Genomic DNA, 18,761 nt, shown 5'->3' on the forward strand with positions numbered 1-18,761 from the left:
CCCGCGACAGTGGCAAGCTGAAGCCGTGAACGCTCACAGCCCAGACGCAATTCAGGCCGAAACCATCAGTATCGCCGGTCACTCCGGTGACGAGATCGAGGCGTACCGGGCCATGCCACTCGCCGCAGGCTCGCGCGGTTCGGTGGTATGGATTCATCATATGCCCGGATATGACCGTGAGACAAAGGAATTCGTGCGACGCCTGGCGGTCGCCGGGTATAGCACGGTGGCGCCGAACCTGTATTCCCGCGAGGCCCCGGGGGCCGCGCCCGACGATGCCGCGGCGGCCGCCCGGGCGGCCGGCGGGGTGCCCGATGAGAGGTTGGTGGGCGATGTCGCCGGGGCGGTCGAGCACCTGCGATCGCTGCCGGGCGCCAACGGCAAATTCGGCGTGATCGGGCACTGCTCTGGCGGACGGCACGCTTTCCTCGCGGCCTGCTCGTTGAAGTTCGACGCCGCGGTGAACTGTTACGGAGCGTTCATCGTCGAGGACGCGCCGGAAGGAATGCCTAAGACCATGCAGCCGATCCTCGGCCTGGCCGGGGAGCTGAGCTGCCCGATGCTGGGCCTGTTCGGTGCCGAGGACCGGTTCCCGGCGCCGGATGGTGTGGCGAGGCTGGACGCCGAGCTGACGCGGCTGGGCAAGCCGCACGAGTTCCATTCCTACCCTGGCGCGGGACACAGCTTTTTCTCCGTCGACCGCCCGGCCTACCGCCCGGAAGCCGCGGTGGACGGCTGGCGCCGCATCGACGCTTTCTTCGCCACTCATCTGAAAGGCTAGAGCTGTGTGCACTTATCTCACCGAACACGTCGAGATCGACGGCAGCGGCAAGGGTGCGACGGGATGGTTCGGAGCCAGCCGCGCAACGGTGTACGTCGATCACCCCGTGCACGCGCAGTACGGGCACACCGTCAACATCGATGTCATCAATCCGGAGCTGGGCCCCTCGGCGAGGGTGGCGCTGGAACTCACCGAGGAGAGCGCACTGGCCCTGGCCGACGCGATCCGCGCGGCCATCGCGCATGCGCCGGCGGGCCTGGCGTCCAGGAACCAGTCATGAGTGCCGAACACGACTTCCCGCAAATGGCCGCCGCGCGAGGGCGGATCGAGCCCGCGCCGCGCCGCGTACGCGGCTACCTCGGCCCCGAACTGATATTCGACACGACCGCGGCGCGCTACGTGTGGGAATTCCCGTACTACCCGGCGTATTACATCCCGCTGGCTGACGTGCGCACCGAATTCCTCAGCGACGAGAACCATCCGCAGCGGGTGCAACTCGGCCCGTCGCGGCTGTACTCGGTGGTGGGCGCAGGACAGACGCACCCCTCGGCCGCGCGGGTGTTCGATGCCGACAGCGAAAGCCCCGTCGCGGGGTTCGTGCGGTTCGAGTGGGATCCTTTGCGTTGGTTGGAGGAGGACGAGCAGATCTACGGTCACCCGCGCAATCCGTACGCACGCGTCGATGCGCTGCGTTCCCACCGGCACGTCCGGGTGGAGCTGGACGGCGTCGTGCTCGCCGACACCCGGTCGCCGGTGCTGCTCTTCGAAACAGGGTTGCCGACAAGGTATTACATCGATCCGGCCGATGTCGCCTTCGAGCACCTCGAACCCACCTCAACCCAGTCGCTGTGCCCGTACAAGGGCGTGACATCGGGTTACTGGTCCGTGCGGGTGGGCGAGGGACTACATCCGGATCTGGCGTGGACCTACCACTACCCGCTGCCGGCCGTCGCTCCGATCGCCGGGCTGGTGGCCTTCTACAACGAGAAGCTCGAAATCATCGTCGACGGTGTTGCGCTGTCCCGGCCACGCACGCAATTCAGCTGAGGCCTGGGGGCGAAATGTTCTGGCAATACCTCAAGGCCCAGCTCTGGGTTCTGTTGTGCGGCGGGGTGGCCGGGCCGATCTTCCTGGGCGTCTATCTGTCGGTCGGTGAGCCGGGCGTGCCGGCCTGGATGTGGTGGGCAGGACTGTTGATCACGGTCGCGAGCGTGCTTCTCGCGTTGGCGCTGACCGCCCGCGGCGTGAAGCTCGATGCGGGGCAGGAGGCGCTCCAGCGGACCGGGGTGCTGGCTCTGGCCGACATCACCGGCATCGCCGAGACCGGTGTCAGCGTCGGCGACGAGCCCGTAGTCAAAGTGTCCATATACGTTGCGGCGCAAGAATTCACGGCCTTCGACTCCGAGCTCCGCGTCACCGCCAGCGTGCTGCGTTTGTCCAACATCACCTCCCGCAAGCTTGTCGTCCTGGTCGACCCGAGCACCGGAGAGCATCAAATCGACTGGGAGCGTAGCAGTCTCGTCAACGGGCTGGTGCCGGCCCATTTCTCACTTCCGGGTGACGACCGGACTTACGACCTGTCGGGACAAGCCGGGCCGCTGATGGAGATCTTCGGCATCCTGCGGGATCACGGCATTCCCTTGAGTCAGATGGTCGACGTCCGTTCCAACCCGGCTGCGGGCCAACAGCTTCAGGCTGTGGTGCGTCGCGCGACCTCCGGAGAGTACAAAGCGTCGGTAGGCGAGAGACTTCGGGAGCTGGAAAGGTTGCGAGACGGTGGAACGGTGACCGTTGAGGAGTACACCGCCCTGCGCAGCCAGATCCTGTCCGATCTATAGCCGGGTCTGATCGCGCCCGGGCCAGGCGCGATCGCGCAGCAGTCGCAGGCCGTTGAGGCCGACGAGTACCGTCGACCCTTCGTGCCCCGCGACGCCCAGGGGCAGCGGAAGGTGTCCCACCAGGTCCCAGGTGACCAGCACGGCGATGAATGTCGCGGCGATCACCAGGTTGGCGGCGACCACGCGCCGGGCCCGGCGGGCCAGGGCGACGACGGCCGGCAACGCCGCCAGGTCGTCGCGGGTGATCACCGCGTCGGACGTTTCCAGGGCAAGGTCGGATCCGCAACGGCCCATAGCGACCCCCACGTGGGCGGCGGCCATCGCCGGTGCGTCGTTGACCCCGTCCCCGACGAACAAGACCCTGGCTCCCTCTGCCTCCAGGCCGCGCACGACGCCGACCTTGTCGTCGGGCAGCAGGCCGGCGCGGACATCGGTGATCCCCACCTCGCCGGCCAGCCGGCCAGCGGCCCGCGGGTTGTCTCCGGTCACCAGTAAAGGTGTTGTGCCGGTGAGGAATTGAATGCTCGCCACTGCCCCGACGGCCTCGTCACGAGCGTGATCGGTCAGCCCGAGTGCGCCGGCGGGGGCGCCGTCGACCAGCACGATGACCGCGGTGTATCCGGCCTGCTCGAACTGCTCGGCCACTCGGTATGCGCCGAGCGCCATCGGGCTGCCCACCTCGACCGTGCGGTCGCCGACGCGGGCGCGGACACCCCGTCCCGGCGCGGAGGCGAACTCTCCCGCCGGCCGCACGGCTACGCCCGCTTCACGGGCAGCGGCGACGATGGCGCGACCCAGCGGATGTTCGGAAGGATTCTCCGCCGACGCGGCCAGCGTCAGCAGTTCGGTCTCGGTGTATCCGGCCTCCGGGTGGACCGCGGCAAGTCGCGGCGTTCCCCTGGTCAGGGTGCCGGTCTTGTCGAACGCGATGTGGCTGACGCCGGCGAGTTTCTCCAGCACCACGGCCGACTTGACCAGCACACCGTGGCGACCGGCGTTGGCGATCGACGCCAATAGCGGGGGCATAGTGGACAGCACCAGCGCGCAGGGTGAGGCCACGATCATGAACGTCATCGCGCGCAGCAACGACGATCGCAGATCGCCGCCGGCGAGCAGGGGAACCACCAGCAACGCGAGTGTCGCGACGACCATGAGCACCGAGTAGCGCTGCTCGACTTTCTCGATGAACAGCTGGGTACGCGCTTTGGTCGCGCTGGCTTCGGCGACCATCGCGGCGATGCGGCTGACGACGGTGTCGGCGCTTGGGCGCACCACCCGGATCCGCAGCGTGCCGGTGCCGTTGACGGTCCCGGCGAAAACCTCGTCACCGGGCGCCTTGTCAGCCGGTAGGGGCTCCCCCGTGATGCCGGCCTGGTCGACCGCGCTGGTGCCCTCGAGCACCACGCCGTCACCGCCGATGCGCTCGCCGGGGCGGATCAGCAGCACATCGTCGACCTCCAACTGGGCGGTGCCCACCTGTTCCTCGACGTCGAAATCGGTTATCCGAGTTATGGTTTCGGGAGTCAGGCCGAGCAGTCCCCGCACCGAGTCTTCGGTGCGCCGGGTCGCTACGGCTTCCAGTGCGCCGGAGGTGGCGAAGATGACGATCAGCAGTGCGCCGTCGAAGACCTGACCGATGGCGGCGGCTCCGAGTGCCGCGAGGACCATGAGCAGATCGACATCCAGGACCCGGTTACGCAGCGCCTGCAGGCCGGCCAGTCCCGGTTGCCAACCGCCGGCCGCGTAACAGGCCAGGTACAACGTCCAGAACACCCAGCCGGGTGCGCCGGCGAGCTGGGCGATCAGGCCCGAGGCGAAGAGTCCGGTCGCGACCAGCGCCCACCGGACTTCGGAGAGCGCCACCGGACCCGTCCGGGCCCGCTCCGGCGCACTGGCGGCATCGCGTACTTCGGTTGTGGGCACGTCGATACTATAGCTGCGTATATGTGAAGGTATGCAACTGCGATTACAGATGGATGCGCAATTGCACTGGTCAGCGGTACAATTGGTTTCGTGCACACGTCGATTGCCGGCTTCTCCATGCCTTCTGGGGAGCAGGTGACCCGTGCCGCAGAGACATTTCGCATGCTCAGTGATCCCACCCGGGTCAAGGTGCTGTGGGCGTTGCTGCAGGGTGAGACGTCGGTGGCCTGCCTCGCAGAGCTGGCGCAGGTTGCGCCCACCATCGTTAGTCAGCATCTGGCGAAGTTGCGGCTTGCCGGGTTGGTGAAAACCCGCCGCGAAGGGACCTTCGTCTATTACTCCCCGGCCGACCAAGACATTCTGCGCGTGCTCAGCCTGGCACTGACGGGTGCCGACAGCGTTGGAAGCGACAGCGCCCCCGACGCCCAGCATCCGGCGTAATTCTGGGCGACACGCGAACTTGGTTGATGTGATATTCGCCTCGTTCGGGGATTAATTATAAGAATTTCTTATTTGCGAAGTGTTGCGGACCGCTCGAAATTCTTCGCTGTCGGCCAGTATGAAGAGATCAGAGCGGCCAAACCGTTTGCCGGGCATGCTATGTCTAATTACTGCCCGCCGTCATCCTGAGCGTAGACTGAGCCGTCCGCGTGATGTAGGTAACAACCGCGAAATTGAATTCTTTTTACCTGAAATTCGGCCGGTAGAATCGTCGTTATCCATGACGAAGCAGCCCTTTTCGGTGCTGATATGCGCTTTATCGGATGACGGGTCGCACACAGTCGCGCGTTTCGCTCATCCGTCCGGAGAGTTCGACGAACAGAGCAAAGGCGGTGCCAGCGTGAGCTTCGAGAGCAAGGTGAGTGGCCGGGAGGTCGTCGAGTTCGGGGCGAACAGCCCGGTTGCCGTCCAGATCCCGGTGCGCAAAGGCCCCATCAGTGACGTGGCTGTCAGCCCGGACGGCAAGCGCCTGCTGGTGACCAACTACGGCAGCGACAACGTCTCGGTGATCGACGTCGACTCCTGCCGTGTCGTGGAAACCGTCGACGGCCTCGCCGAACCGTTCGCGATCGCTCTCGATGGCGCCGACCGTGCCTACGTGAGCACCGTTTCCCCGGCCTATGACGCGATCCAGGTCATCGACCTCGCCACCAACAGCGTCGTCGCGTCGCACCGGGTTGCGCTCAGTGTCAGCGACCTGGCGGTGAGCGCGGACGGCGCGCACGTCTACATCAGCCGTAACGGTGCGCGTGGTGCTGACGTCGCGGCCCTGGACGTCGCCACCGGGCGGATCCAGGTCGTCGACATCGCCACGGCTGCCGGCACCACCACCGAATCCCTGCAGGTCAGCCCCGACGGGAGCCGGTTGTACGTCGGCGTCAACGGGCCCGCCGGGGGCCAGGTGGTCGTCATCGACACCGGCCTGAATTACGAGGAGCCCGCAGGACGTGCCCGTTGGCGCCGCAAGAGCACCAAGGGCACCAAGTCGAGCGCCAAGTCGGCGCGGCAGCCCGCGAGTCCGTCGGTGATCGCCACCATCGAGATCGGCTTGCCGGTCCGCGACGTCGCCATCGGTCCCAAGGGCGCTCTGGTCTACGTCGCCAGCAGCGGTCCCGAGGCCGCGGTGATCGACATAGTCGACACGCGCACCAACAAGATCAGCGGGACTCGCAAGATTGCCGAGATCACCGGTCTGATCACCCGCCTCACGCTCAGCGGTGACGGCGACCGCGCGTATCTGGTGAGCGACGACAGCGTCACCATGCTGTGCACACTCACCCAGGACGTCATCGACACCGTCGATCTGGCCGGCCAGCCCTCCTGTGTGGCCGAGAGTCCCGACGGCAGAATCCTCTACATCGCCGATTACTCCGGTGACGTCACCGTGGTACCGGTCGCGGCGAACACCGAGGCATTTGAGCAGGCCGCACTGGAAAGCAAGCGGTCGGTGGACCTCTTCGTGCCCGACTTGCTGCAGTACGACGCGGCTCTGGTCTGACGCGGGTCTGATTGGCCCGGCGTTCGATATCACGCGGCGCGGAGATAGCATTCGCCCACGGGAAACGACAGGCGGTGCTGCGCCGAGACGCGTGAGGCGGTACATCGATGTACAGCACGATGCAGGAATTTCCGCTGACGATCACCGCGATCATGCGGCACGGCTGCGGCGTCCACGGTTTGCGCGAGGCAATCACCGCGACCGGTGACGGCTACCGGCGCATCACGTATCGGGAACTGGGTCAACAGGCTGCCCAACTGGCGAACGCATTGCGCAGCCTCGGTGTGACCGGCGATCAACGCGTCGCCACCTTCATGTGGAACAACGCCGAGCATCTGGCGACCTACCTGGCGGTCCCCTCCATGGGTGCCGTGCTGCACACCCTCAACATCCGGTTGTTTCCGCACCAGATCGCCCATGTGGCCAACGAAGCCGAGGACCAGGTGGTACTGGTCGACATGTCCCTGGTCAAGCTGCTCGCACCGGTGCTGCCCGAACTCGAAACCGTACACACGGTGGTCGCGGTCGGCGAAGGTGACATCGCGGCGCTGCAGGAATCCGGCAAGACGGTGGTGCGCTACCACGAGCTGATCGAAGGTGAGTCGACCGAATTCGACTGGCCGACGGTCGAGGAGACCTCGGCGGCGGCCATGTGCTACACCAGCGGCACCACCGGGAATCCCAAAGGCGTTGTCTACAGCCATCGTTCAAGCTTCCTGCACTCCATGGCAGCCTGTACCGTCAACGGTATCGGGGTGGGTTCCAGCGATCGGGTGCTGCCGATCGTGCCGATGTTCCACGCCAACGCCTGGGGTTTGCCGTACGCGGCCCTGATGGCCGGCGCCGACCTGGTGCTGCCCGACCGTCATCTGGACGCCCGGTCGCTGATCGACATGGTGGAGACGCTGCGTCCCACGCGGGCCGGCGCGGTGCCCACCATTTGGAACGACGTCATGCATCACCTGGAAAAGGAACCGGGGCATGACATGTCGTCACTGAAGATGGTCGCCTGCGGCGGCTCGGCGGTTCCGGAATCGCTGATGCGGACCTTCGAGGACAAACACGGCGTCCAGATCCGGCAGCTGTGGGGGATGACGGAGACTTCGCCGCTGGCCACCATGGCGTGGCCGCCGCCGGGCACCCCGGACGACCAGCACTGGGCGTTCCGCGTGACGCAGGGCCAGCCGGTGTGTGGCGTGGAGACCAGGATCGTCGACGACGATGGCAAGGTACTGCCCAATGACGGGAAGGCTGTGGGTGAGGTAGAGGTCCGGGGTCCGTGGATCACCGGCGCCTACTACAAGGGGTACGACGAGTCCAAGTTCGATTCCGGCTGGCTGCGCACCGGCGACGTGGGCCGCATCGACGAACAGGGTTTCATCACGCTGACCGACCGCGCCAAGGACGTGATCAAGTCCGGTGGGGAATGGATCTCCTCGGTGGAGTTGGAGAACTGCCTGATCGGCCATCCCGACGTGGTCGAGGCCGCCGTTGTCGGGGTGCCCGACGAACGCTGGGACGAACGGCCGCTGGCGGTTGTCGTCGCCCGGGAGGGGGCGGACGTTCAACCGTCCGAGCTACGAAAATTTTTGAGCGACAAGGTGGTTCGATGGTGGTTGCCCGAGCGGTGGGCATTCACCGATGAGGTTCCGCGGACCAGCGTGGGTAAGTACGACAAGAAGACCATTCGGTCGCGCTACACCGACGGGGACTACGAGGTCTTCGAAACACACGACTGACCGACTAGGCGCGAGCAGACGCAAACTCGCACTTTCGCGGCCCTGAACACGCGATTTTGTGTCTGCTCGCGAGAGAGAGGGGACCGCCATGAGTCTGCGGGTGGTGCAGTGGGCGACCGGGTCGGTCGGGGTGGCCGCGATCAAGGGCGTACTCGAACATCCCGAACTCGAACTCGCCGGCTGCTGGGTGCATTCGGAAGCCAAGAACGGCAAGGACGTCGGCGAGATCATCGGCGGCCCCGCGCTGGGTGTCGCCGCGACCAACGACATCGACGACATCCTGCGACTCGATGCCGACGCCGTGATCTACGCGCCGTTGCTGCCCAGCGTCGACGAAGTGGCGGCGCTGCTGCGCTCCGGCAAGAACGTCGTCAGCCCGCTCGGCTGGTTCTACCCGACCGAAAAAGAAGCCGCCCCACTGGAAGTCGCCGCCCAGGCCGGCAACACCACGTTGCACGGCGCCGGAATCGGGCCGGGGGCAGCCACCGAATTGTTCCCGTTACTGCTGTCGGTGATGTCCACCGGTGTGACTTTCGTTCGCGCCGAGGAGTTTTCCGACCTTCGCACCTACGGCGCACCGGACGTGCTGCGCTACGTGATGGGATTCGGCGGCACCCCGGACAGCGCGCTGACCGGGCCGATGCAGAAGCTGCTCAATGGCGGCTTCTTCCAATCGGTGCGGTTGTGCGTCGACAAACTGGGCTTCGCCGCCAACCCCGAGATCCGTCCTTCCCAGGAAGTGGCCGTCGCGACAGCGCCTATCGACTCACCGATCGGGGTGATCGAGCCCGGGCAGGTGGCGGGCCGCCGCTTCCACTGGGAGGCGCTGGTCGGCGACACCCCGGTCGTCCAGATCACCGTGAACTGGTTGATGGGTGAGGAAAACCTCGATCCGCCTTGGTCTTTCGGGCCAGCGGGGGAGCGTTACGAGATCGAGGTGCGGGGCAACCCGGACACCTTCGTCACGATCAAGGGGTGGCAGCCGGAAAGCGTGCAGGCCGGGCTGGTTAGCAACCCGGGCATTGTCGCGACCGCCGCGCACTGCGTCAACGCGGTCCCGGCAACCTGCGCCGCTCCGGCGGGAATCCAGAGCTTCTTCGATCTGCCGCTCATCACCGGCCGGGCCGCGCCACGGCTGTCACGCGAAAGCAAAGGGGTCTGATGGCAAAGTCGGTTGTGGTCCAGCAGTCACGCGCGATACCGATCTCGGTGGAGGACGCTTTCGCGCAGACGCTGCCCATATCGCTGTCGGTCATCTGCGCGCAGTGGTACGGCATCATCCCGCCCATCAAAGAGGTGCGCGACCAGGTCGGCGACTGGGACGCGGCCGGCCAGACCCGGACCATCCTGATGGTGGGTGGCGGCCGGGTGCGCGAGCAGCTGACCAGCGTCGACCCGCCGCGCTCGTTCGGATACACGCTCTCCGACATCAGCGGACCGCTGGCCACGCTGGTGCGCACGGTGGACGGCGTGTGGTCGTTTGCGCCGGCCGGCACCGGTACCCGGGTGACCTGGCAGTGGACGCTGCATCCGAAGTCGTCGGCCGCGGCGCCGCTGCTGCCGGTATTCGGCAAGATGTGGAAGGGCTACGCGCGCGTGGTGCTCGAGAAGCTGTCCGCGCAACTGGTGACCGACTGAGCATGTGTCGACTCTTCGGCCTGCATGCCGGCACCGAAGTCGTGACCGCGACATTCTGGTTGCTGGAAGCACCGGACAGCCTTGCCCAACAAAGCCTGAAGAACCCCGACGGCACAGGGCTGGGAGTGTTCGACGAGCGCGGCATTCCGCGGCTGTACAAGGAGCCGATCGCGGCCTGGCGGGACGCGACGTTCGCCACCGAGGCGCATCAACTCGACGGCACCACTTTCATCGCCCATGTCCGTTATGCGACAACGGGATCGCTCGATGTGCGCAACACCCACCCGTTCCTGCAGGACGGCCGGATCTTCGCGCACAACGGGATGATCGAGGGTCTCGGCCCGGTCGAAGACCGGCTTCGTGAACTCGGCACGTTCGAACTGGTGCAGGGCCAGACCGATTCCGAGCGAGTCTTCGCACTGATCACGGCGGCCGTTCGCGCGCACGACGGCGACGTGTCGGCCGGGATCCTGGACGCTGTCAGCTGGCTTGCCGACAATGTGCCGGTCTACGCCGTCAACATCCTGCTGTGCATGGGAACTCAGATGTGGGCACTGCGGTACCCGGACACCCACCAGTTGTTCATGCTGGACAGGCGGGTCGACGGGATACCCGATTTCGACATGAGCACCAGCAGGATTCACGCGCAGAGCCAGACACTCACCGAAAGATCGTCGGTGGTGTTCGCGACCGAACCGATGGACGACGACCCCCGGTGGTGTCTGCTCGAACCTGGCGAGTTGGTCTATGTCGATGCGGCGCTGAACATCAGCCGCAGTGTGGTGTTGCCCGACCCGCCCCGGCATCTGGTGCGCCGGGATGATCTGAGTCAGCCGGTCTTCCGTGCGCAGCACGCGCTTCCCGGAACCCGGCACCGGCCATGACGTCCCGGCGAGCGCTGGTGCTGGCCGGCGGTGGGGTAGCCGGAATCGCATGGGAGACAGGGATTCTGCGCGGCATCGCCGACGAGTCACCGCTGGCCGCGCAACGGTTGCTGGAATCCGACGTGCTGGTCGGCACATCCGCGGGTTCGACGGTCGCGGCGCAGATCAGCAGCGGCTGTTCATTGCAGACACTGTTCGATCGGCAGGTCGCCGAGACCTCGGCCGAGATGGACCCCGGCGTCGACATCGAGGCGATCACCGAGCTGTTTCTGGACGCGCTACGCGAACCGCGCGCTCCCGGCGGGGACAGAACCACAGGGCGACTGAAGCGGATCGGCGGGGTGGCACTCACCGTCGACACCGTCCCGGAATCCGTCCGCCGCGAGGTGATCGCTGCCCGCCTGCCCTCGCACGAGTGGCCGGAACGTGCCGTGCGGCTCGTCGCAATCGACACGGCGACAGGCGAATTGGTGGTTTTCGACCGCGACAGTGGGGTCGGGTTGGTCGATGCGGTGGCCGCCAGTTGCGCGGTGCCCGGGGCATGGCCGCCGGTGACGATCGCAGGCCATCGGTATATGGATGGTGGGGTTAACAGCACGGTCAACGTCGGGGTGGCCGACGACTGTGACGTGGCCGTGGTGCTGGTGCCGGCGGGCGCCGACGCGCCGTCGCCCTTCGGCCCCGGGCCCGGGCCCGCCGCCGAGATCGCGGCATTCGCCGGCAAGACTTTCAGCGTTTTCGCCGACGAGGGCTCGCTCACGGCGTTCGGTGCCAATCCGCTGGATCCGCGCTGCCGGATCGGTTCGGCCCAGGCCGGACGTGTGCAGGGGCGCCGCGAAGCCGACGCCGTCGCGCGCTTCCTGGGCGTCTGATCACGCCGTGCCGTCCAGTTCCGGCGAACCGGAAGTTGAAGAATTGTTGAATCGGTATGTAATCAGCGTTTTTCGGGCTTTTTGTTGGTTGTAGCGCCAATCGTCAGCGTGTTATACCTAGCTGGTCGCAGCGTCATAAATCTTTAACTGCCGGACCGCTGTGTTAATCACTTCCTCCACAATTCGGAAGGCAAATTCCATGACTTTTGGTGTAACCGCACGAAATGGCTCGGTGCAGCGCAATGCTGTTCCGGTGGGGCACTACGGTGGGCGTCCCGCGCCGATTCCGCCGTCGCCGGTGCGACCTGGCGCCCCGCCGCAGGCGGGCGCGCCGCCGTCGCCGGCGCCGACGGAGCTGACCAAGGTCTCGATCTATCTCGACGAACCGACTGATGCTTTTCTCGAAACGATCCGTACCGCAGCGCGTTTCGCGAAGCCTCGGGTGGACGCAACGCGTAGTGCCGTGGTGCGGTTGGCGCTCAACAGGCTGGCTCAGCAACTCCACCCGTCGGACCTGGTCGCCGAGTTGCAGCGCAAAGCGGCCGCCCACACGGGGCCGGGGCGCAAACGCGCCTAGTCGATCGGAGTTATTGCGAAGATCTACGCAATTTCACCCTGCGTATTCACCGGACAGACCATAAACGAATTATCAACCCTCGATTGCGGGTGCTTGCGTGTCGCCGTCATCGGCATTCTCAAAAGCGTCCAATGCGCGCGCGGCCAGTGCCCTGCCGACAGCGATCACCTCGACCGCGCGATGGAATTCCAGGCTGCGGCAGGTGGTGCGCGGCACCTCGATGAGCAGGTCCGGCGGGTAGGCCGCCAGCGTGTGGCGGGCAAGTGCGGACTGGGCGATGTCGATCGTCCGGTTCATCACCTCGAAGCTGCCGAGCTTGGGCACTTCGGGTGCGTCGTCGTCCGGACCCTCGGAAGAGTCCGACCAGTCGTCGGACTCCGTTTCCGGCGGCGTCGCCCCGAACCGGCTCAGGACCGCCCGCGCCGTCGGCCTATCGAGCAGCGACTTGGCGGCGTTGGTGTCAAGCAGTGCGGTTGTGCTGCGCAGCATGCGGTTCAGCCACTCGGCGGTCACGCCCGGTTCGGCGTCCCGGGTGGCGCCCGGTTCGCTGCCGTTGAGGCTGACCGCGATGGTCAGGTCGGCATTGACGGCCGCGACCGGCGCCATCGGCAACGGGTCCAGGATTCCTCCGTCGGCCAGTAGCCGTCCGCCCACCTCGTGCGGGGCGATCACACCCGGAATGGCAATAGAGGCGCGGATCGCCTCGTCCAGGGGACCACGCTGGAACCACACGGACTTGCCGGTCAGCAGATCGGTGGCCACGGCGGTGTACGGGACCGACAGTTCTTCGATGGTGACCGGGCCGAGGATGTCGCGGACCGCGTCCAGGATCTTTTCCGCCCGCAACACTCCCGCAGCGGTGAGTGAGGGGTCCAGCAGGCGAAGAATCGTGCGTTGCGTGAGCGACGTGGCCCAGTCGGCAAGCTCGTTCAGGCGTCCGGCGGCCTGCACACCGCCCACCAGGGCGCCCATCGACGAGCCGGCGATGCCGACGATCTCATAACCCCGCTCCTGCAGCTCCTGGATCACGCCGATGTGGGCGTATCCACGGGCGCCGCCGCTGCCCAGGGCCAGCGCGACGCGACTTGCAGAGGTCCCGTGCGGGCGAAGGGGTATTGGTCCGGACATGCCCACATTGTGCTTGGCGAGCGGTTGCCTGCTGGAACCGGCTGACAGTTTCGCGTAGGCGTGATTTCAATTCAGAAGGCGCCGCGATTGGTCAACCGCATTCACCTCTGCCGGCGGCTTGCGCCGCCACGATCACCGCGGCCTGTCGCTCCGGGCCGAGTTCCGCCCAGCGCTTGTTCCAGCTGCCCGCAGCGCCGGGCGCGGACGTCTGCACCATCGCCAGATAGGGCTCGATCTGCGCTTCGCCGGTGCCGCCCTGAGCGTCCATCCACACCTTCGCGGCATGGCAGGCCTGGAAATATTCTTCCTCGGTCGACTCCGCGGGGGCATCGACCCGGGTGGTCACGCCGCCGGGCGAGATGCCGATCGCGCCCGGGGGGAGCGAACCGGTCGTGGTCGACGATCGGGCCGGCGACGATGTGGTCCTGCCCCCGGTGTCGCTGTGCGAGCAGGCCGCGACTGCCGGCAGGCACGCCAGCGCGCCGAGCAGCACTGCCCATCGTCGGTGTCCGCGCACGAGTCCCAATCTATGCAAGACTGTCGGCGTGATGGAGTGGTTCGGATTTTGTTGCGAGTGTTGTCGGCCCTGACGCGCCGCCGCTTGCCCAATCCGTTTCACACTCGGGAGTTCTTCCATGGCTATCGCCCTTGCTCGTCCGTACCCCGGCGTCAACAACCCAAGTGCAGGCCCCACCCGGCTGCGGGTACCCGATCTGCTGCACGCCACCGATCAGGCCGCCGATGACGTCCTTCGCGGACGGTGCGACCACCTGCTGCCCGACGGCGGTGTGCCAGAGACCGAACGCTGGTTCACCCGGATCCACGGCGACGACGAGCTCGACATCTGGCTGATCAGCTGGGTCCCCGGGCACGCCACCGAACTGCACGACCACGGCGGCTCGCTGGGGGCGCTGACCGTGCTGTCCGGTTCGCTCAACGAATATCGTTGGGACGGAAGCCGATTGCGCCGGCGTCGGCTCGACGCCGGTGACCAGGCCGGCTTCCCGCTGGGGTGGGTGCACGACGTGGTGTGGGCGCCTCGCCCCGCAGCGATCACTACCCCGGCACCGGTGGCGCCGACGCTGAGTGTGCACGCCTACTCCCCGCCGCTGACCGCCATGTCCTACTACAACGTCACCGAGCGCAACACGCTGCGCCGCCAGCGCACCGTATTGACCGATCAACCCGAAGGGCCGTGATGAGCAGGATCGACCGGATTCTTCAGGACGCCCGCGAGCGCTACCAGCGGCTGCCGGCCGATCAGGTGCCCGAGGCCCTGCGCCGGGGAGCGGTGTTGGTCGACATCAGGCCGGCCGCTCAGCGCGCCCGCGAAGGCGAGGTGCCCGGCGCGTTGGTGATCGAGCGCAACGTTCTGGAATGGCGATGTGACCCGACCAGTGACGCGCGCCTGCCGCAGGCCGTCGGCGACGACGTGGAGTGGGTCATCTTGTGTTCGGAGGGTTACACCTCGAGCCTGGCCGCCGCCGCGTTGCTGGACCTCGGTCTGCATCGCGCAACGGACGTCGTGGGTGGATATCACGCGCTGGTCGCCGCGGGCGTGCTGGCGAAGGTCGGTCCAGGTCAGGCCCGCGAGACAGTCCTGCGACGCTAGCCGGAGGTTCCCGCCGTCGAGTCGGCGTGCAACAGGGGCCGCAACTTCGCGGTCTTGTCCGACGTCCACCCCGGCGGCGACAGCACCGCGGCCCAGCCGTCGGCGCAGTTGGCGACGTAGCGGTGGCCGTGGCCGTCGGGGACATCGACGGCGACCGCCATGTCGGCCGACACCTGCAGGAACGTCACCAACGGGAACCAGCGCATCTCGGGCACCACGTCGTAGCCCCGCTTCTCGCGCAGCCAGTCCGGTTTGCTGAACATCAGGTCGGGCGTCCACCAGGCGATCGGGTCGGATGCGTGCTGCAGATAGACCACCCGCGGATGATTCCAGGGCGCTTTGGGGCGGTCCAGGTTCTCCGGCCGGGCGACGAACCGCACGTTGCGGCCGTCGTCGTAGATCGGCAACCACTCCGGTGAACCGTTGTCGCGGTTCGCGGTCAACTGCGTCCAGATGGTGTTGTTGAACGTCGGCCCGCTGAACAGGGCGCCGTCGGTACGGGCCAGCACGTTGTTGATGCTCATGAACGGCGCCTCACCGCCGAACGACCCCAGGCTCTCGCCGAAGACGACGAGCTTGGGCCGCTTGAACTCCGGCATCTGCCGGATCAGCTTGTCGACGGCCTCGAACAGCGCCTGCCCGGCGTGCCGGGCGTTCTCCTTGTCCACCAGAAACGACAGCCAGCTGGGCAGGAAGGAGTACTGCATGCTCACGATCGCGGTGTTGCCGTTGTACATGTACTCCAGCGCCGAGGCTTCGGCCTCATTGATCCAGCCGGTGCCGGTGGTGGTGCCCACCGCGACCACCGCGCGTTGTAATCCGCCGGTGCGCAACAGCTCCCGGGCCGCGAGGTCGGCGGTCGCGTCGATGTCTTCGGCGGATTTCAACCCGGCGTACGCCCGGATCGGTTCAATGGCCGGGGCGCCGTTGAATGCGCTCAGTTTGCTGACCGCGGGCCCACCCTCGACGAAGATCCGGCCCTGGTGCCCCAGGGACTCCCAGGACACCAGTGACTCCGGACCGCCCGAGCGCAGCTTGGACTTGGGCGGGCTGAAGCCGGGGTCCATTTCGTTGTTGACCGCGGCGAAACTGCCGTTCATCGAACGCATTGCGAACTTGAGGACGACGCCGTTGAGCAAGGTGATCGTCAACACGATCAGCCCGATCACCACGATGGTCGCGGACACCCGGAACGGTGCGATCCGATCTACTTGTCCAACAAGGACAATGACCAGCCGGCGGATGAGCTGGCCGATCTCGACCAGCGAGAACAGCACGATCACTCCGAGTACCGCGGTGAGCGGATAGTCGTACCATTTCAGGTGCTCGACGCCCATCATGTCGCGCACGTGGTCCTGCCAGACATGGAACCGGACGGCCATGACGACGACGCCGATTGCGCCGACCCCGATCAGTGGCGGCCAAACCCACGGCGGCGCAGGGGGACTGGTGTTCTGCGACCGCATGTAGCGGACCAGCCAGACGGCGAATACGCCCAGGCCGTAACCGATCGCGCCCGAGCAACCGCTGACCACGCCCTGGAACAGGGGACCGCGCGGCAGCAACGACGGTGTGAGCGACAACCAGATGAAGATCAAGCCGAACAGGGTCCCGGTATAGGTGTAGTGGCGGACCCACCAGCGGCCGCGGTAGCGATGCCACCAGGGGGCCGCTGCCGCGGCGTCGGTGTGCTCCGCCGGGTCCTGCTCGGTGGTTGCGGCGACCGGGGATTCGCTCATCGGTGGTTGAAGTCGGGCGGGCGCTTTTCGATGAAGGCCGTCATGCCCTCGGACTGGTCGTCGGTGGCGAAGGTGGAGTGAAAGAGCCGGCGCTCGTAGAGAAGTCCTTCGGTCAGCGTCGATTCGAACGCGCGGTTGACGGCCTCCTTGGCCATCTGAGCGGACGGCAGCGACATCTGCGAGATGGTCGTGGCGACGGCCTTGGCCTCGCTGAGCAGGTCGTCGGCGGGCACTATTCGCGAGACCAGGCCGCTGCGTTCGGCTTCCGCGGCGTCGATGGTGCGACCGGTCAGGATGAGGTCCATCGCCTTGGCCTTGCCGATGGCCCGGGTCAGCCGCTGCGACCCGCCCATCCCGGGAATGACGCCGAGCTTGATCTCCGGCTGGCCGAATTTCGCTGTGTCGGCGGCGATCAGGAGATCGCACATCATCGCCAGCTCGCACCCACCGCCAAGCGCGTACCCGGCGACCGCCGCGATCGTCGGGGTCCGCACGGCGGCCAGCTTGCCCCAGGGTGCGAAGAAATCACTTCCGAAGGCGTCCGCGAATGTCAGCCCCGCCATCTCCTTGATGTCGGCGCCGGCGGCGAACGCCTTGGCCGAGCCGGTGATGATGATCGCCCCGATGGCCGGGTCATTGTCCAATTCTGTTGCCGCGCTGGTCACTTCGTTCATCACCTGGCTGTTGAGCGCGTTGAGCGCCTTCGGCCGGTTCAGTGTGATGATGCCTACCCGCTCTTCACGTTCGACCAGGATGGTTTCGTACGCCATGTGCTGCCTTTCTAGAACTGTAGGTCGTCGTCGACGGGCGCGAAGTATGCCGCGACGTCGGCCACGGTGACCTCGTCCAGCGATGCGGGCGACCACTTCGGGTTGCGGTCCTTGTCGACCAGTTGCGCGCGAATGCCCTCCACCAGGTCGTGGGACCGCAGTGAGGCCGACGACACTCGATAGTCCTGCACGAGAACGTCTTCGAGTGTTTCGAGTTGAGCGGCGCGACGTACCGCTTCGAAGGTCACCGACAAGGCGATGGGGGAGCGGGTGCTGATGAGATCGGCGGCCTCGTTGGCCGGCTCGGCGTCATGGTCTCTCAACGCGGTGACGATATCGATCACGCTGTCCGCTGCGTAGCACTCGTCGATCCACTCTCGTTGTGCGGCAAGCTCACTCGGTGGAGGTTCGACGGCGTGTCTGGCAAGTGCGCCTTCGACGCCGTTGGTCGCGACCGCCGCGGTGAACGCGTCCAGGTCGCTGTGTGGCACGTAGTGGTCGGCGAATCCCAGTGCGATGGCGTCGGGTCCGTTGAACGGTGCTCCGGTCAGCGCGGCATGCAGGCCGAGCTTGCCGGGGGCGCGGGACAACAGGTACATCCCGCCGACGTCCGGGATGAACCCGATGCCCACCTCGGGCATCGCGACCTTCGAGGTGTCGGTCACCACCCGGGTGTTGGCGTGCGCGCTCACCCCGACGCCGCCGCCCATGACGATGCCGTCCATCACGGCCACATAGGGCTTGGCGAACCGGCCGATCAGACCGTTCATCAGATATTCGTCGCGCCAGAACCGGCGCGCGTCGACTCCGTCCTTTCGCGCGCTGTGATAGATGGCCACGACGTCGCCGCCGGCGCACAGTCCGCGCTCACCGGCGCCGGTGAGCACCACCGCGCGCACCGCGTCGTCGCGTCCCCATCTGATGAGCACGGTGCTGAGCAGGTCCACCATCGTCTGGTTCAGCGAATTGATGGCCTTGGGCCGGTTCAGGGTGACGTATCCGACGCCGTCGACGACGCGGGTCAGGATTTCGTCGGTTTCCCCCGTTACGGCCCCCTCAGCGACCTCAGCCATGCGCTCGTCTCCCCTCGCCGCCGCTCGACCACCCGGGCCATGAGTTTGACGAGCAATCTAGATCGTGACTCGCCCGGCATTGACCGCGGGGCTAAGGTTTAGGTTGACCCGGTCGAGCTATACGGGTCCAGGACTGACGATAAAACAGCAGCTCCGCCGGGAACTCGGGCGGACGACCACTCGTTGAG

Annotated in this window: 20 protein-coding genes; 14 read left to right on the forward strand and 6 right to left on the reverse strand. The window is 66.4% G+C overall.

Features of this window, described 5'->3' with window-relative positions; translation table 11 throughout:
- The first annotated feature begins 25 nt into the window (after positions 1–25).
- The 4 genes from ACNQS7_RS26375 to ACNQS7_RS26390 are packed head-to-tail and all read left to right on the forward strand — an operon-like array spanning position 26 to position 2,619.
- On the forward strand, positions 26–781 hold the full coding sequence (locus tag ACNQS7_RS26375; protein WP_418014855.1) for a dienelactone hydrolase family protein: 756 nt from the start codon (positions 26–28) through the stop codon (positions 779–781).
- A gap of 4 nt (positions 782–785) precedes the next feature.
- A complete protein-coding gene (locus tag ACNQS7_RS26380; protein WP_310773319.1) occupies positions 786–1,061 on the forward strand; it encodes a DUF6295 family protein in 276 nt (91 codons plus the stop codon).
- On the forward strand, positions 1,058–1,828 hold the full coding sequence (locus ACNQS7_RS26385) for a DUF427 domain-containing protein (protein ID WP_418014856.1): 771 nt from the start codon (positions 1,058–1,060) through the stop codon (positions 1,826–1,828). Before ACNQS7_RS26380 ends, ACNQS7_RS26385 begins: the two co-directional genes overlap by 4 nt.
- Positions 1,829–1,842: 14 nt before the next feature.
- Positions 1,843–2,619 (forward strand): SHOCT domain-containing protein, encoded by a 777-nt coding sequence (locus tag ACNQS7_RS26390; RefSeq protein ID WP_418014857.1) that lies wholly within the window; start codon positions 1,843–1,845, stop codon positions 2,617–2,619.
- Here ACNQS7_RS26390 and ACNQS7_RS26395 read toward each other — a convergent pair.
- Positions 2,614–4,548 (reverse strand): heavy metal translocating P-type ATPase, encoded by a 1,935-nt coding sequence (locus ACNQS7_RS26395; protein WP_418016158.1) that lies wholly within the window; start codon positions 4,546–4,548, stop codon positions 2,614–2,616. The two genes, ACNQS7_RS26390 and ACNQS7_RS26395, sit on opposite strands and share 6 nt — an antisense overlap.
- Positions 4,549–4,632: 84 nt before the next feature.
- On the opposite strand from ACNQS7_RS26395, the gene ACNQS7_RS26400 reads away from it, so the two are divergent.
- From ACNQS7_RS26400 to ACNQS7_RS26435, 8 genes are all read left to right on the forward strand, one after another.
- Positions 4,633–4,983 (forward strand): ArsR/SmtB family transcription factor, encoded by a 351-nt coding sequence (locus ACNQS7_RS26400; RefSeq protein WP_418014858.1) that lies wholly within the window; start codon positions 4,633–4,635, stop codon positions 4,981–4,983.
- Positions 4,984–5,263: 280 nt separating this feature from the next.
- Positions 5,264–6,541, forward strand: a complete 1,278-nt coding sequence (locus ACNQS7_RS26405) for a YncE family protein (RefSeq protein WP_418014859.1) — start codon at positions 5,264–5,266, stop codon at positions 6,539–6,541.
- 107 nt (positions 6,542–6,648) lie between these two features.
- Positions 6,649–8,280 (forward strand): fatty acid--CoA ligase, encoded by a 1,632-nt coding sequence (locus ACNQS7_RS26410; protein WP_418014860.1) that lies wholly within the window; start codon positions 6,649–6,651, stop codon positions 8,278–8,280.
- A gap of 88 nt (positions 8,281–8,368) precedes the next feature.
- A complete protein-coding gene (locus tag ACNQS7_RS26415; RefSeq protein ID WP_418014861.1) occupies positions 8,369–9,442 on the forward strand; it encodes a dihydrodipicolinate reductase in 1,074 nt (357 codons plus the stop codon).
- Positions 9,442–9,918, forward strand: coding sequence for an SRPBCC family protein (locus tag ACNQS7_RS26420; RefSeq protein ID WP_418014862.1), 477 nt, complete (start codon positions 9,442–9,444; stop codon positions 9,916–9,918). The genes ACNQS7_RS26415 and ACNQS7_RS26420 overlap by 1 nt, the downstream gene beginning before the upstream one ends.
- 2 nt (positions 9,919–9,920) lie before the next feature.
- A complete protein-coding gene (locus ACNQS7_RS26425; protein ID WP_418014863.1) occupies positions 9,921–10,802 on the forward strand; it encodes a class II glutamine amidotransferase in 882 nt (293 codons plus the stop codon).
- On the forward strand, positions 10,799–11,674 hold the full coding sequence (locus ACNQS7_RS26430) for a patatin-like phospholipase family protein (RefSeq protein ID WP_418014864.1): 876 nt from the start codon (positions 10,799–10,801) through the stop codon (positions 11,672–11,674). The genes ACNQS7_RS26425 and ACNQS7_RS26430 overlap by 4 nt, the downstream gene beginning before the upstream one ends.
- A gap of 199 nt (positions 11,675–11,873) precedes the next feature.
- A complete protein-coding gene (locus ACNQS7_RS26435; protein ID WP_418014865.1) occupies positions 11,874–12,251 on the forward strand; it encodes a hypothetical protein in 378 nt (125 codons plus the stop codon).
- 72 nt (positions 12,252–12,323) lie between these two features.
- On the opposite strand, the gene ACNQS7_RS26440 is transcribed toward ACNQS7_RS26435, so the two are convergent.
- A complete protein-coding gene (locus ACNQS7_RS26440) occupies positions 12,324–13,379 on the reverse strand; it encodes a patatin family protein (RefSeq protein WP_418014866.1) in 1,056 nt (351 codons plus the stop codon).
- A gap of 91 nt (positions 13,380–13,470) precedes the next feature.
- Positions 13,471–13,905 carry a lipoprotein LpqV gene (locus ACNQS7_RS26445; protein WP_418014867.1) on the reverse strand — a complete coding sequence of 145 codons (435 nt, stop codon included), beginning with the start codon at positions 13,903–13,905 and terminating at the stop codon, positions 13,471–13,473.
- 109 nt (positions 13,906–14,014) lie between these two features.
- Between ACNQS7_RS26445 and ACNQS7_RS26450 the strand changes: the two genes are divergently transcribed.
- Positions 14,015–14,578 carry a cysteine dioxygenase gene (locus ACNQS7_RS26450; RefSeq protein ID WP_418014868.1) on the forward strand — a complete coding sequence of 188 codons (564 nt, stop codon included), beginning with the start codon at positions 14,015–14,017 and terminating at the stop codon, positions 14,576–14,578.
- Positions 14,578–14,991 carry a rhodanese-like domain-containing protein gene (locus tag ACNQS7_RS26455; protein ID WP_418014869.1) on the forward strand — a complete coding sequence of 138 codons (414 nt, stop codon included), beginning with the start codon at positions 14,578–14,580 and terminating at the stop codon, positions 14,989–14,991. The genes ACNQS7_RS26450 and ACNQS7_RS26455 overlap by 1 nt, the downstream gene beginning before the upstream one ends.
- Here ACNQS7_RS26455 and ACNQS7_RS26460 read toward each other — a convergent pair.
- From ACNQS7_RS26460 to ACNQS7_RS26470, 3 genes are read right to left on the reverse strand one after another with little or no spacing between them, the layout of a single operon-like run.
- Positions 14,988–16,730: an alpha/beta hydrolase gene (locus tag ACNQS7_RS26460; protein WP_418014870.1), complete on the reverse strand. Its 1,743-nt coding sequence runs from the start codon at positions 16,728–16,730 to the stop codon at positions 14,988–14,990. The genes ACNQS7_RS26455 and ACNQS7_RS26460 overlap by 4 nt on opposite strands.
- Positions 16,727–17,500 carry an enoyl-CoA hydratase gene (locus ACNQS7_RS26465; RefSeq protein WP_418014871.1) on the reverse strand — a complete coding sequence of 258 codons (774 nt, stop codon included), beginning with the start codon at positions 17,498–17,500 and terminating at the stop codon, positions 16,727–16,729. Before ACNQS7_RS26465 ends, ACNQS7_RS26460 begins: the two co-directional genes overlap by 4 nt.
- A gap of 11 nt (positions 17,501–17,511) precedes the next feature.
- Positions 17,512–18,573 carry an enoyl-CoA hydratase/isomerase family protein gene (locus ACNQS7_RS26470; RefSeq protein WP_418014872.1) on the reverse strand — a complete coding sequence of 354 codons (1,062 nt, stop codon included), beginning with the start codon at positions 18,571–18,573 and terminating at the stop codon, positions 17,512–17,514.
- Between the last annotated feature and the right edge of the window lie 188 nt (positions 18,574–18,761).

The sequence above is a fragment of the Mycobacterium sp. 23 genome, assembly GCF_048287075.1.
In the GTDB taxonomy this organism is placed as follows: domain Bacteria; phylum Actinomycetota; class Actinomycetes; order Mycobacteriales; family Mycobacteriaceae; genus Mycobacterium; species Mycobacterium gordonae_B.